Annotated in this window: 14 protein-coding genes; 11 read left to right on the top strand and 3 right to left on the bottom strand. The window is 56.8% G+C overall.

Annotation, left to right across the window (positions count from 1 at the left end; all coding sequences use genetic code 11):
* The first annotated feature begins 718 nt into the window (after positions 1-718).
* Both GRS80_RS09900 and GRS80_RS09905 read left to right on the top strand, forming a co-directional pair.
* Positions 719-1,174, top strand: a complete 456-nt coding sequence (locus tag GRS80_RS09900; protein WP_160047417.1) for a helix-turn-helix transcriptional regulator — start codon at positions 719-721, stop codon at positions 1,172-1,174.
* The gene (locus tag GRS80_RS09905; RefSeq protein ID WP_160047418.1) at positions 1,171-1,641 is read left to right on the top strand and encodes a hypothetical protein; all 471 of its coding nucleotides are present in this window, start codon (positions 1,171-1,173) and stop codon (positions 1,639-1,641) included. Before GRS80_RS09900 ends, GRS80_RS09905 begins: the two co-directional genes overlap by 4 nt.
* Before the next feature lie 152 nt (positions 1,642-1,793).
* Here the strand turns inward: GRS80_RS09905 and GRS80_RS20940 are convergent, their stop codons facing one another.
* Complete coding sequence (locus GRS80_RS20940) at positions 1,794-1,922, bottom strand: hypothetical protein (protein ID WP_255455265.1); 129 nt, start codon at positions 1,920-1,922, stop codon at positions 1,794-1,796.
* A 102-nt stretch (positions 1,923-2,024) separates the two neighbouring features.
* Here GRS80_RS20940 and GRS80_RS09910 point away from each other — a divergent pair, with 102 nt between their 5' ends.
* From GRS80_RS09910 to GRS80_RS09930, 5 genes are all read left to right on the top strand, one after another.
* A complete protein-coding gene (locus tag GRS80_RS09910; protein ID WP_160047419.1) occupies positions 2,025-2,501 on the top strand; it encodes a hypothetical protein in 477 nt (158 codons plus the stop codon).
* Positions 2,491-3,519 (top strand): hypothetical protein, encoded by a 1,029-nt coding sequence (locus GRS80_RS09915; protein WP_160047420.1) that lies wholly within the window; start codon positions 2,491-2,493, stop codon positions 3,517-3,519. Before GRS80_RS09910 ends, GRS80_RS09915 begins: the two co-directional genes overlap by 11 nt.
* A complete protein-coding gene (locus GRS80_RS09920) occupies positions 3,516-4,292 on the top strand; it encodes a hypothetical protein (RefSeq protein ID WP_160047421.1) in 777 nt (258 codons plus the stop codon). The genes GRS80_RS09915 and GRS80_RS09920 overlap by 4 nt, the downstream gene beginning before the upstream one ends.
* On the top strand, positions 4,289-5,389 hold the full coding sequence (locus tag GRS80_RS20385; protein WP_200840360.1) for a hypothetical protein: 1,101 nt from the start codon (positions 4,289-4,291) through the stop codon (positions 5,387-5,389). The genes GRS80_RS09920 and GRS80_RS20385 overlap by 4 nt, the downstream gene beginning before the upstream one ends.
* A 140-nt stretch (positions 5,390-5,529) precedes the next feature.
* Positions 5,530-6,384 (top strand): hypothetical protein, encoded by an 855-nt coding sequence (locus GRS80_RS09930; protein WP_160047422.1) that lies wholly within the window; start codon positions 5,530-5,532, stop codon positions 6,382-6,384.
* A gap of 355 nt (positions 6,385-6,739) precedes the next feature.
* Here GRS80_RS09930 and GRS80_RS09935 read toward each other — a convergent pair whose 3' ends face one another.
* Positions 6,740-7,990 carry an RNA-guided endonuclease TnpB family protein gene (locus GRS80_RS09935; RefSeq protein WP_160047423.1) on the bottom strand — a complete coding sequence of 417 codons (1,251 nt, stop codon included), beginning with the start codon at positions 7,988-7,990 and terminating at the stop codon, positions 6,740-6,742.
* A gap of 277 nt (positions 7,991-8,267) precedes the next feature.
* Between GRS80_RS09935 and GRS80_RS09940 the strand changes: the two genes are divergently transcribed.
* From GRS80_RS09940 to GRS80_RS09955, 4 genes are all read left to right on the top strand, one after another.
* Positions 8,268-8,537 (top strand): AbrB/MazE/SpoVT family DNA-binding domain-containing protein, encoded by a 270-nt coding sequence (locus GRS80_RS09940; protein ID WP_160047424.1) that lies wholly within the window; start codon positions 8,268-8,270, stop codon positions 8,535-8,537.
* A gap of 11 nt (positions 8,538-8,548) precedes the next feature.
* On the top strand, positions 8,549-9,028 hold the full coding sequence (locus GRS80_RS09945) for a type II toxin-antitoxin system VapC family toxin (protein ID WP_160047425.1): 480 nt from the start codon (positions 8,549-8,551) through the stop codon (positions 9,026-9,028).
* Positions 9,029-9,128: 100 nt separating this feature from the next.
* The gene (locus GRS80_RS09950) at positions 9,129-9,500 is read left to right on the top strand and encodes a helix-turn-helix domain-containing protein (protein ID WP_160047426.1); all 372 of its coding nucleotides are present in this window, start codon (positions 9,129-9,131) and stop codon (positions 9,498-9,500) included.
* On the top strand, positions 9,497-9,955 hold the full coding sequence (locus GRS80_RS09955; RefSeq protein ID WP_160047427.1) for a PIN domain-containing protein: 459 nt from the start codon (positions 9,497-9,499) through the stop codon (positions 9,953-9,955). The genes GRS80_RS09950 and GRS80_RS09955 overlap by 4 nt, the downstream gene beginning before the upstream one ends.
* 72 nt (positions 9,956-10,027) lie before the next feature.
* Here the strand turns inward: GRS80_RS09955 and GRS80_RS09960 are convergent, their stop codons facing one another.
* Complete coding sequence (locus GRS80_RS09960) at positions 10,028-12,358, bottom strand: hypothetical protein (protein WP_160047428.1); 2,331 nt, start codon at positions 12,356-12,358, stop codon at positions 10,028-10,030.
* Positions 12,359-12,955: the final 597 nt, after the last annotated feature.

Consider the following 12,955-nt stretch of genomic DNA (forward strand, 5'->3'; position numbering starts at 1 on the left):
CACATCTCAAATCAGTTGGTAGTCTGACTGATTCCGTCAGGCCCACCAATCATCTCTTTTTCTCTTGCTTTGACTTCCAGTCTAACCACCGCAAGTGGGGCTTAAGGGTGTTGAACGAAGTGAAGTGATCGTAGTATCGGAAGGGCGTGCGCTCCGCTCATATTCGTCCCTGGCCGGCGCAGACATTGTGATTCAAGAGCGTAGTGAACCAGTTGCAGTACAAATATTCAACAACCGCCGGTTACCCTTCGTCTAGCTCGAGTTCACCGACATCGAGCTCACCCTCAAGATATCGTTCACCAGTATCGGTTATCCGATAGAGACCCTGTCCCAAATTCTCGACTAAGCCGTATTCCGCCAATTTCCGCAACCGTTCACCAACATATTTCCTGTGGCGGTCGATCTGATTGGCCACATGAACCGGCTGCTGGTTCCCCTTATTACGCAAGGACTCTAGAATTGCGTCATCCGTCGAAGGCTTCATCCAATCAGCCGGTTCTCGCATTCTATTCCGAGGTACTATGGTTACTACTCATAACCCTACCGGTTAGTTCTCTTTTCTCTATGAATATCTCCTTCCCATTGGGAAGATATAAGTGAGTGTAAGCATATCTTCCCAGTGGGAAGCTACACAAACTCACGTCTGTGAGTTTAGAATAGCGGGCTGGTGCTGCGACACCACCCCGCGAAAAGCTCCCGTAATCACGGTACGGAAGCCATGTACGCCAACAACACGCGAGACCTTCAAGGTCTCGATCGAGCAGATGCATCGCCCGAAACCACGCGGTGGGCAGCCCGCACAGCCCTCGAGCGCGATCTCCTCATAGCAACAGCGTTCCTCGAACACACAGACACGCCCGCGACAGCCCACCAACTCAAGCGAGCGCTCGAGAGCTGGTACACCGACATCGGCCACGCCGACCTCTACAACGCCCTCAACTCCCTCACGACCGACCACCTCCTCGAGGGGACCACGACCACCCCTCGAAACCACTACTACCTCACACCCGGCGGCTACCACCTGCTGGAAACCTACATCGACCACCTACAAACAATCAACAACGCACCCTCCTCGACCACGACGGTCACCATCACCCTCGAGCACCCAATAACCCCTGGCGACATAGAACGCGCCTACACCAAACTCCAGACCCACATGGAGGGCCACCGATGACCGACCCGATCACGATCCAGTGGACACCAGCCGGCGGCCTCCCTCGTCGGATCACCTTCGAACCCCACGAGGAGGGCTACCACCGCATCGAACAGGAGTGGAACGGCACCAACTGGCGCCACTGCGGACTCGAATCCGTCACTGACTGTACCCTCACCGCCCCACCAACACCAGAGCCAGCGGAGCCACCGACCCTCCAAGAACTCCTCACCACTATCCGGGACACCTGGACCGACCCAGACCCACAGGTCCTCCTGTTCGAACCGCCCACCGAGTACGAAGCCGTCGCCGCAATCGATGGCGAACTCCGTCACCGAAACGCACACCGAACCACCGTCCACACGATCACCGAAGCCCACCTCGAACATCACCTCCAGTCAAGCGGACTCCCTTCAATCCGACCACTTTCAGAAACGCCGTTCGAGCGAGCACAGTTCACGGAAAGCCCACTCTCGACACATAGCTAACAGCACCGCCGTCGACCACCAGACCCAATACTATGCCAGTACCCAGCGATTCCGACATCAAACGAACTCCCCTCGAACCGAGTGAAAACCCAACCGCCGACACCGAGTGTCCGTCACTCAACACTCAAGCGCCAGCCATACACCCAGTCAGGCTACTCTCTGTCAGATTCAAGCAACTGCTGAACCACGTCATCAAACGTTTCGCCGGGATCTTTGCGGACGTTCAGCTGGCGCCAGGTTTCTTTGGAGACCTGAATCGTCGTCGTATCGCTCTCGCTCATACACACCCAAGATTTGGCCACCGGTATAGTCCTGTTGAACACCAGCCTGCCGATACTATAGTCCAATAGTACTATAGTACAGAACTATAGAACCATAGGTAAATGGATGAGAAAAAGCCGATCACGATCTCACAAGACACGAAAGCCGCACTCGAACAGTACGCCGACGACGGCCTCGCAGACACAATCGAGTTACTCATCGACGAGACCATGACAGACACCGAGACTGACCACGACGTCCCATACGACTCGTACGTGAACACCCTCGAGGGGATCGATACGCTCGCGTACAATCTCCTCGAGGCAATCACAGAGAACGACGATCTCGATCAGGAAACCCATCAGACGGCCAAACGACATCTTCGAGAGGTGCGCGCACAGGTCGATCCGCTCCTGTTGACCTTCCGCTGTCGACTCGAAGACGCCTCTGACGCCGATCCTGACCCCGAACCCGAAACCGACGGCGGCATCCCGGCGATCACACACAGCGCGAGCGGCACCCACTCGATCCTCGGGCCAGAGCCAGTCGCCTTCGAACACAGCACCCACGAAGACGGCGGTGAGACTGATGGCGAGTAACACCCACACCGATTCGGTCGCACTCATCAACGCGATCAACGCCGCCACCCCGGAGTCGCGACTCTGGGTGCAGTGGACCAGCGCCGACCACGAGACGCCACACACCGCCCACGGTATCGTCAGCGACGTCGATCACGACGCTGGTACCGTCCGAATCGAGCCGGATTATCGACCTGATACGCTTCAGGTGGCGATAACGGGGACGACGATCGATGTCGTTTCGATTACAGCGACCGCGACGACACCACTCGGGCGACTCACCGAGATCACTTTCAGCGAAACACCGACCGACACACTCCGTATCGTTGATGCCGGCGTCGTGGTTCCAGCGGAACTTATCGGCTATTCGGGCATCTTCACTGTCGAAGACCGGTATGGCACACGCCATCGACGGATTCGAGCACCTGGTCTCGAGGAGTACGACGACCGACTCCTTTCGAGACTGGCCGGGACCACGCTCGCACCCTCTTATGATGCCCTCGAGGTCACGATCACCGCAGGCGACCTGCACCGAACCTACGAGATCCATGATGAGCGAACGAACACGACTGCTACTGTGACCGACACCACCCACAGCCAGTCCCACCCTACACCCCTGCCACCGAACGACGACACACCAACAGAGTCACTCCGGACGATCATACGCCAGCTCGGTGCACTCACAGCGACGCTGGAGGCCGATTACTCACTCGAGGCGTCGACCAAAAAACAAGCCACCCACCATGTACAGACACTACGGGAGACGGTCATAACGGTCAGCCATCACCTCCTCGAGGACCCCATCGAACCCGAGACAGACGGCAAAACCGACGGTAGCTACGTCGAACTGCTCGATTGCATCGATGATCACGTCCGGCGACTGTACGAACAACAGATCGCATCCACCGCATCCACTATGAATCCCCCTGACGAGCACTGTCGCGAGCAACTGCTGTGGTGTCGAACCAAAACCAACGACCTACGCGACCTGCTGTGTGTGCCATCAGTCCCGTCTCCCAACGGAGGGCAGACAGAATGACTGACCCAACCACACTCGCCGACAGCTTGCGCACAGTCGGCCCGGGGACACGTCTCGAACTCACGTGGAACGAGAATTGCCAAACTACCACAACAGGGGTCGTCACCGACTTCGAACGCGGTGGGGCCGACAGGCGAGTCGAGACCGCCGACCGTACGCTGTACCTCACCCACTCGAGATCCGACGCGGGCGTCACCATCGCCGTCACCGTCACCGAGATCACACTCGAGGGAGTGACCGACCTCGGTACCCTCCAGGAGCTTGCGATCATCGACCGGCCGATCGAAACACTCCGGCTGACCGACGCCGGCGTTGAAGTGCCACCATACTACGTCGGCTATGAGGGCTTCCTGACGATTAGTGACTCCCAGGGCAGCCACGATAGTCGCATGCTCGGCGGACTCGACGAATACGACGATAGACTTCTCACGGGGTTTGGCCCACTGCCAGAGACCTACAACGAAGATATCGTCGAGATCACACCCTGGGGCGGCCCGACGCGGCGCTTCGAGATCATCGACCAGCGAACACCATCCGAAGACAGCCAACCCCTCGCAGGACCACCCCTGCAGGCGACGCCGACGACGGCCCGCCTGGCCGCCACGCGGACCGATGCCCTAGACCGTGCCCAGGACCCGAACCAGGATCAAGACCGGAGCTGCCCCCGAAACCGGGCCAGCACGGACCGCCACAGGACCCACACAGCCCCAGTCAGCCGACCCGGACACCGACCAGTCACTCACCAACCACCCGTCAGACACCACGAACAATGACTACTGAGAAAACACCCACTGCAACGCCGACCACAGACGCCGAACAGCTCGAGGCGGCCATCGAGATCGCCGAATCGCTCCAGGAACACACAATCACTACCGGCGACCTGGCGCCCGAACCGCGCATTACCGCCAGGCGGGCGCTCTTCCAGATTGCCCACAGCCTGCAGACGGCCCGTGAGCTACTTCCCGAGTCTGAGCCTGATCCTGACTCGGACTCCGACCGTGAATCGACGACCGACACCATGCCCGAACCCGACGCATGGGACGACTACGAGGAGGCAATCTGTCACCTCGAAGGGCGTCTCACCCATCTCCACCGGCTGGCCTGTGCAAAACAACCCGCCGATGGTCGAGCGAGTGAGTCACCGGCACGGCAGTTCACCCGGGCTCTCGAGGAACTCACCGTCCTGCGAGAGTGTCTGCCGGGCGTCGACCCTGACCTCGATGGCGACGTTGCGGTGGGCCTCGAGCGCGAGGTCACCGTCACCACCAAGGAGGCATACGAGCAGGTCGAGGGCCGCGACCAGGGCCAGGGCCAGTGGCTCGAGTACCAACTCGAACGCGCGTTCAGACGGTGGGGATACAGCGCCGACACCCGCCAAACGGCCTTCGGCCTCGAAGTCGACGTCATCGCCCGCCGAAAGGAGAAACAGGGCGAGCCCACCGACTGGCTCGTCGCCGAGTGCAAAGACTGGGAGAGTGGCACGATCACGCCGGTGACGATCTTTCGGTTGTGCATGATCGCCTTTGCCTGCCGGGCAATGCCGGTGCTCTGTCACACCACCGACCTCACCAGCCGCGCCGAACAGCTCGCGCGCAACTTCGAAGTGCGCGTGCTCGAACTCGAGGATCTCGAGCGCGGCGAACTGCCGGCCCCGAAGACCGCGCAACCCTCTACGGAACTCTTCGAGTACGCGCCGGACTGGACGGCCCGCGACAGCCGTGGTGAACTCCCGATCATGTTCCGGCGCGAGCCGGGCAAACGCTTCAGCTACGTCCCCGGCTTCGAACCCGCAGGCCGGGGCTGTGGCTACGAGCCGATTGAGGACCCAGATGACCGCGACGATGATCCCCATCCCGCCGCCGGCCACTAAACGCTAGACCGGTTGCGTCGGGAGCAGACCCTCCTGTTCGTTCCCTACGAGAGCCGCTGGACTCGAGTTCGTCGGCCAGTGGCCAGCGACGTCTCGCGAGTCGTATCGCCCGCGTACTACCACCAGACACTCTCAAACCGATGTCCACGTCAGATACCACTTCCACGACCGCACAGCTGCCAGACCACTTCAGCGATCGTCTCGAGGCCCTCGAAGAGCGCATCGAGGATCTCGAGGCCGAACTCGAACACAAAGACGACCGTATCGACGACCTGGAAGCCGACCGTGATCGCCTCGACGAGCGGACAGCCACGCTCGAAGCCCGTGTCGACGACCTCGAGGACGAGACTGCTCGTCTCGAGAAGGCGACCGACGCAGCGCTGAACAAAGCCTCCACGAACAAAGAGCGGGTGGCGGAACTGCAGTCCCGCGAACTCGAGAAAGGAGCGCATCTCCGTGAAGAGACGGTGGACGAACACGTCGTCGAGGTCCCCGACGGGCGTCTCGAGCGGGTCACCAAAGACGACGGCAAGACGTACTTCCGGCTACCCGAGAGTGCAGATCCACTCGATCGAGGGGAGACGTCACTCGCGTATGGGGACCTGCTGCCGATTCAGCAACTGGCCAGGATGGACGACGAGATGCGTCGCTCCGCTGCGAATACAGTCCCCACACGGCTGGCAGCGAAGCTGTGGCAAGCCCGGACTGACGACAGCGTCGGTGACAACCCCTGGGAGAACGGCTGTCGAGAGATCGATGAGTACGTCAAAGCAAGCGACCTCAAACACTGGATCCGGCGACAGGAAGTCGGCATTAGCGAGAGCTACGCGAAGAAGTTGGTCTCGCGGGTAATAGACGCGATGCTGGATCTCTCGAAACACCGGGTTGCAGTGAGGAAGCGAACAGAACGCAAGAACGGCCTCGAGTACACAGAACGGCGGCTCGTGCTGCCCACCGACGCAGCAATTCCGGGTGAAACGGGAGGTGAAGCGTAAGCGCCGGTGACAGCTGGTGTCCTCGGGTGACCGGGGACAGTGGGTTCCAGTCCGCCTCGAGAGAGGATCGGTGACTCTCTAAGAAGCCTCACTCACAACAGGACAGCAGGTGTACGAGGGTTCGTTACCGGTCGGTGTGTTTCTCGAGTGGTTGTCGGTGGTCACAGAGAGAGTCAGGGATTGGAGGCGATTCTGAAGACAACAGCTGTCACTGGAGTCTCTCTACCTCGTAGCCACCGTCCCTTCTCCAGTATGATCTCCATTCGTTTTCCTCTACCTCACACCAAAGGTAGGTGACATCCTCCTCGCCGTAACCGGCGAGGCTTCCCGTACCGCAGGTGGGATATTTGCCGGTCTACGATACCGCCTGTTCTCTCGTCGTGAACGTCCCGCTCTCGCGGTCGAACAGGTGTACCGATGGCTGTGCCACACAGCCGTTACTCCTATCCTCGCCGTGAGGACTCGAAGTTATCTTCTGTCGCATGTTCTCCGCCCCGTTGCAATCCGCGTTCCCGACCAACTCGCACGACGAACACACGTACAACCCACGTTCGACGCGGTTCGACTTCGTGTCGTCACCACACCGTGAACAGGTCTTCGAGGTGTTCCACTCGTTCTCTTTCAACACCTCAACACCACGAATCTCGCCTTTGTATTCGAGGTACTGGTAGATGCGGTCGAACGCCCACGAGTGCAGCTTCTTGTTGCCGGTCTTGCCCCAGTCGGACTGGCGCACGTCTTCGGGCCAACTCACTGCAAGCGTGCCAACACCGCGCTCAACACACTCAGTGATAATCGTGTCCGTGAGAACGTGGTAGAAGTGAGTTTCACGCTCTGCAAGTTTCCTGCGCGCCCACATCGACTTTTCTGACGGGCCGTTCTCGCCCTCGGTGTCGTACTCTGATCGGGTGAAGTAGTGCTTGTCTTCTTTGAGCGAGTTGCCGGGGTAGAGAACGTATTCGTCGGGGAATGCGACCGTGGCGATGTTCGTGATGCCAAGGTCGATCCCTGCCACTCCGTCGTCTGTCGAGTCGGTGGTTTCGAGTTCGACTTTACAGACGAAGTGGAGTTCCCACTCGTCGCCGCTCCAGACAGCTCGAACGTTCTGTACTCTGTTGACTTCCGAGAGATCAACGTCGGGACGAGTCTGGTACTCACAGAGGATGAAGTCCGACCAGTTTTCTTTGAGGTTGGAGCCTTTCGAGAGTCGGATGCGGTTGTTTTCGGGGTCGTGTTTGAAGCCGTCTGCTTTGAACGTGACCGTACTACGTGGTCGGTCATCGCCGTGTTTGCGGTAGCCGGGCGGATTCGCCTCGTCGTCTGTCTGTCGCAGATCGAACCACGACTGGAAAGCATCAGAAAGTTCTTCGATGACTTTCTGACTGGATTGTGCATTCAGGTCTTTCCAGCAGGATTGGTTCTTCATGTACGCTTTGAGCGTTCCTTCGTCTGGGATTTCGCCTGTTGCGTTCCAGATACGGTCGGCTGTCCAGCGTGCGACGTTCCAGATTTTCGAGGCGGAGTCTCCGAGCGAATCGAGGCCATCGCTGACCTGTCGCTGGTTCTGGACGGAACCAACGTAGGTGCGCGTGACCTTAATCGCCATACATAGCCTATGCAGATGAGTCAACTTAATGGTGTGGATTAGCGTGGAATATCCGGTCTTCCATCGAGCGGTGGATTGTGGAATTGAGTGACGCGATTCACGCCCGGCGTAAACGCCGGGATTCTCTCGCTGTTTAAAGATAGAACAATTTTCATAGAGTTCCTTTCATACTACTTTCCCTGAAATATCTGTCCGCGACATGTGCGTTCAGATCGAAACTTCGAGCGGCGCAAGAGTTTTGTATGTCAGTGGGGTAGTGGGTACTAGGTGATTCAAAATGGGAAAGCCGACATTTGAAGCGAACAACGGGGAGGAACTCACGCTCACAGTGGACGATAGAGGGCGAGTAACACTCCCAAAAGAGGTTCGAGACCGATTAGGAATCGAATCGAACGATGAGATTTCTGCAACCCTCGTCGGATCGGTCCTTGAGGTCAACCCCAAACCGAGTTCGAAATTAGAGACAGCAACAGCCGGTCGGGAGAACTGGGAGAACACGACCCCAACTGATGCCGGAGAAACGCTCTTTGGGCCAATGGACCAGTGAGTGACTCTCCAATGACTGATTCTCTCCCGACCGAAGTGACGGTTCTCACTGACGTGAACGTGCTAGCAATCGCACTCACCGAGGATCATCCTGCCCACGACGATGTGTATCCGTGGATCCAGAACGCGATCGATGGACCAAACGTCTTGCTCGTGTTCGATTACTATCCGTTCCGAGCGCAGTATCTGATGACGAGCAATTTTGGCGTAGACGAAGTTGCTGCTCGAAACGCCGTTCAATCACTTATCCGTAGCCCTGCACGAATCGTCAGCGCCACCGAGACGACGTTACTTGAGGCGTACGAGATCAGCGCTGAGAAAAACTACGACGTGTACGATTCGTTTATCGTTGCGCTTACACGAGCATATGACGCTGATTACTTGATTACGACTGATGGTGATTTTGACGAACTGTGCGACGATGAAGAGGTAAAATGCGTCAATCCAATCCCGACTGAAAAACGTGAGAAATTGACACTGATTGATGGATAGTGTAGTCCACGATGTATGTTTGGTCTATCGTTGGTAGCTGACCGGAACTCTGTGAGCCGTAGTGCACAGAGTTATATCGGTACACTACGTAGTGAGTTATATGAGTCGGAATGATCGAGGTGAGTACTCATCGACAGTGACAGACGAAGAAATCCTTGCATTCATCGCTCGCGAGGATCGGCCAATCCAGACAGCACAGTCAATCAGTGATCAGTTCGGTATCGACCGCTCGCAAGCCTATCGACGACTCCAACGTCTTTCCGACGATGGCGTTCTCGAGCGATCAAAGGTTGGAGGGAGAGCTGTCGTATGGTGGCTCTCGACCGAAAGTGAGCGGGCGAGCAAAGTACTGATCAGTGACGTCAACCCAGACGACCCACTGTTTGATCGGGAAACCTTCGAGGCGGGAGAGCCGACTACTACCTCTGAAAGCATTGATGACATCCTCTACGGTGACGCTGGATCGGCATGAGCCAAGAGACACCGACTCCACTCTTCATTGACACCGGCGGGTTTTACGCGGCGTATGTCGAGGACGACGCCAACCATGCTCGAGCTTCAGCTGTATTCGACGCGATTCAGGCTGGTGAATACGGACCGATCTTCACGAGCCGGTACGTTCTTGCCGAGCTCGCAACCGTGATCCTCTATCGAAAAAGCCACTACCACGCAGTTTCGACGCTCGAGGAGCTCCGGACCTCAGAGACGATCAATGTGGTCCCCGTGACTGAGGACATATTCGACGCGGCAAACGAGCGGTTCGTCGACTACGATGACCAGGAAATCGCGTTCTTCGATCACCTTGGCGGTGCACTCGCTCGTGAATACGAGATTGAGCATGTCTTCACATTCGATCCGGACGATTTCCATACGCTGGGGTTCACTGTCGTTCCAGTCGATACGGCAGACAGCTCTCGTCGTAAATGAGAGCAAGGCCATACAGGTGTCGGTCTCCCCAACATGAACCAACAGTACTTGCCCGCGAACGAGAACGGAATTTCAAGTGACTACTAGTTCATCGTCATCCTCGAGTTCCCCGAGCCCTGAAAGATCGTATACCAGTGGTTCTCGAACCGCTTGACCGGAATCGAGCTCCCAGTCGTCGGGGAATCGCGGTCGATCATCGAGTCCAGGGAGGTGAGGCGCAACAATCCCGCGTGGAAACCGATACGCCAGATTTCGGTAGAAATGTTGTTTTCCGGTCTCCTGGTTTTTACTGTGTCGTTCGGTGAACTTCTTGCGATGAGTCCCATAGACGTTTTTATGCGGTGGCTCGTGATCGGAGAGATTGGTAATCCATTTTCCAACGAACGCACGAAACTCGTGTTCCCAAATCCTGGTGATTTCATCATCGTCTTCGGCTACCTCGCCTCCCTCTTCGAGATCGACGAGAAATGTCGAGAAGGCTGCTTCGAGACTCTGCTCGTGTCGGTCTGCGGGCTGACACTCGTTCCACTCGGCACGGATAGGGAACTCGGTGAGTTCCTCATCCTGAAGCACGTACAATGACTCGACGAAGTGGACGTAGGTTAGATCGACCGGAACGAACGGCAGATTCACTTTCGTCCAGTCCTTTTTGAAGTCTTCTTTAGTTTTGTATCTATTCAGAACATTGCCATTGCTGTCCCGGACGATATACTCGCCGTTTGTCTTTTCCAGTCGTGGCAGTTCATCGAAGAACGACTCGACCGGCTCCATCGTTGGCCCGGATGCGAGTACTGTCCCATCGTTCATCAGCGAGAGCGTTCCCTCCCAGTCGATTTGCCAGTCGCTTTCCGTCATACCCTTCGGAAGCAATACCGGCTGGCCATCGATACTGGCCGTCTTCGACATCGTATGCAGTTTTGCACCCGTCTCGGTCGTCTCTTTCATACAGAAGGCGAGTTTGTTGATCACCCACGAGGCGATCTCTTCGGATGGCGGCGGGGTTTCTCCATGGTCTTCATCGGGAGCCATCACGACGATCGTCGGATACCCCCATAACGCAGCTCGTGTGATATTCGTATAGACGTTCGCTGGTCGGGACTTGTTCTTGGTCTCGACTTCGACGGCATAGATGTCGCCAGCCTCGGTTTTGATCCATAGATCCGGCTGGGAATCTCCCTGCTGCCTGACGATGTGGACGGCACATCCCTGCTCGCGGAAGTACTGAGCGACCGTCTTGATAGCCTCGAAATGATGTTCGGTTCCGTCGTTTGCCGTCTGCCGATCAAGTGTTGCGATGTCATCGTCTTGGTCGACGTTCGTTGTGACCGACACGGGATCAGGTGTGACGGACGCCGGACCAGCTTGAAGCTGATCAAGCGTCAGGACCGTCCGCCCCGGGACACCGTCGAAGGGATCGACATCCTGGGAGACTGCATCCAAATCAATGAATGCACCCAGATCCGTCTCGCGAGCCAGGATTCGGTCATAGTCGCAGATCGCGTCGTACTCGTTCGGGGCCCCATACCGTCCGCGGAAGAGATCCCGAAACTGATCTTTGCCGGTGACGAGATTCTGGATCGAGTGTAGATTGCCGCCATCCAGCGGTCCTTCTGACTTGAACTTTATTATGGACGGGTCGTACCAATCTCGATAGAGTAGATTCCGGAACGCCTCGAGACTCGATGTGACTCCGAGTTCTTCGAAACTGGCAGCTGGATCAATCGGAAAACCGTTTTCGACCATAGTGGCGATGTCTTTTTTCGACTGGAGCTGGTGTCGAGTTCCGAATAGGACGATCCGAACGGTCAGCTGATACTCGAAGTTCTCGGGACAGTTCTCCGGCCGATGTCGGATGATGGCGTGGTATAAAAACGGCTCGTTGCGCAGATCCTCGAGCAGTGTGGAGAGTCCGACCCCGTTGACGCCGGTAGAGAGTTTCCGACCGTCATCCATGACCAGCCTGAAGGTTATCGCTGGCGAAGAGGGCTTGAATCCTGCAACCGGTATGGAACCGGTGTAGATATCCAGCCAGTCGGGTATTGGATCCTCAAGTATGTTGACGACCGTCTGTAAGGGCTCTGGCTCTCCGTAACCATTGTCCGCGGAAACACTGAGGTCTGCCTGATAGGTGTCTTGAATCTTGTATGATGACGGGCTGAGAAAGATCAAATTCCGATCCTCGAGGTGATAACACCCGAATTCGAGATAATCAATCGGTTGCTCCGAGTTGAAGATGTCGCGGATTGCCGCCGCCATCCTCTCGCCACTTCGTTCGAATTGTGTTGCCTGCGCGGGCGTGAGTTCCATGACAGCCGCTTGGTTGTAATCAAACGGCGTCTGCGACAGCGTGTCTGTCGGGAGCTGTACTTGTTGGATTTCGGCTCGTCGATCCGGTTTAGACATGGGTATCGAGGGATTGCAGTGAATGTTTGGAGGCCAGTGGCGACAGCAGCGGTGATAGCAAAACCAGGAGTCGCCACTGGGCTATCGATGCGGTTTGGTCTCGAGGTGTCCTCAAACGGTGTCTGGAGATTGCATCGGTCGTATGGTTGAATCCATCGGTGAGCCAGTACGTTCCAGACACGCAATGAGACGGACCAGAGTGGCCCCACTGGCGGTCATGGTAGCCACCGACTCGACATTGTGCCGGCTGTGACCATCTCTGGGACCGGATTAGAGAATTGGTCTCACTGGTCGGTTTCTGGCAGTGCCATCTCGGATTCTCTTTCATCGTGATTCACCTAAGTGATCAAATGTACCGGTACTATATATAAGCATTCTCTCCCTTTCCAAAAGCAACCCATATTTTCCCGAATTCTATCGACATTCCCAAGATATTGTTGGTGGACTTTTGGATTTCTCTCTGCTAAGAACAAGCTCTGCATAGGAGAGTCTCCGATTGAGCAACCGCTGCGAAGGGAACTTCCTAACGAACTACAACCGCTGCGAAGGGAACTTCCTAACGAACTACAACCGCTGCGAAGGGAACTTCCTAACGAA

The sequence above is a fragment of the Natrialba sp. INN-245 genome (genome assembly GCF_009807105.1).
Taxonomy (GTDB): domain Archaea; phylum Halobacteriota; class Halobacteria; order Halobacteriales; family Natrialbaceae; genus Natrarchaeobius; species Natrarchaeobius swarupiae.

Bases quoted from the DNA above. Each gene is read 5' to 3' on its own strand.
- GRS80_RS09940 (WP_160047424.1), top strand. From the start codon at position 8,268: ATGGGAAAGCCGACATTTGAAGCGAACAACGGGGAGGAACTCACGCTC.
- GRS80_RS09960 (WP_160047428.1), bottom strand. From the start codon at position 12,358: ATGTCTAAACCGGATCGACGAGCCGAAATCCAACAAGTACAGCTCCCG.
- GRS80_RS09955 (WP_160047427.1), top strand. From the start codon at position 9,497: ATGAGCCAAGAGACACCGACTCCACTCTTCATTGACACCGGCGGGTTT.
- GRS80_RS20385 (WP_200840360.1), top strand. From the start codon at position 4,289: ATGACTACTGAGAAAACACCCACTGCAACGCCGACCACAGACGCCGAA.
- GRS80_RS09910 (WP_160047419.1), top strand. From the start codon at position 2,025: ATGGATGAGAAAAAGCCGATCACGATCTCACAAGACACGAAAGCCGCA.
- GRS80_RS09915 (WP_160047420.1), top strand. From the start codon at position 2,491: ATGGCGAGTAACACCCACACCGATTCGGTCGCACTCATCAACGCGATC.
- GRS80_RS09950 (WP_160047426.1), top strand. From the start codon at position 9,129: ATGAGTCGGAATGATCGAGGTGAGTACTCATCGACAGTGACAGACGAA.
- GRS80_RS09930 (WP_160047422.1), top strand. From the start codon at position 5,530: ATGTCCACGTCAGATACCACTTCCACGACCGCACAGCTGCCAGACCAC.
- GRS80_RS09935 (WP_160047423.1), bottom strand. From the start codon at position 7,990: ATGGCGATTAAGGTCACGCGCACCTACGTTGGTTCCGTCCAGAACCAG.
- GRS80_RS09920 (WP_160047421.1), top strand. From the start codon at position 3,516: ATGACTGACCCAACCACACTCGCCGACAGCTTGCGCACAGTCGGCCCG.
- GRS80_RS09900 (WP_160047417.1), top strand. From the start codon at position 719: ATGTACGCCAACAACACGCGAGACCTTCAAGGTCTCGATCGAGCAGAT.
- GRS80_RS09945 (WP_160047425.1), top strand. From the start codon at position 8,549: ATGACTGATTCTCTCCCGACCGAAGTGACGGTTCTCACTGACGTGAAC.
- GRS80_RS09905 (WP_160047418.1), top strand. From the start codon at position 1,171: ATGACCGACCCGATCACGATCCAGTGGACACCAGCCGGCGGCCTCCCT.
- GRS80_RS20940 (WP_255455265.1), bottom strand. From the start codon at position 1,922: ATGAGCGAGAGCGATACGACGACGATTCAGGTCTCCAAAGAAACCTGG.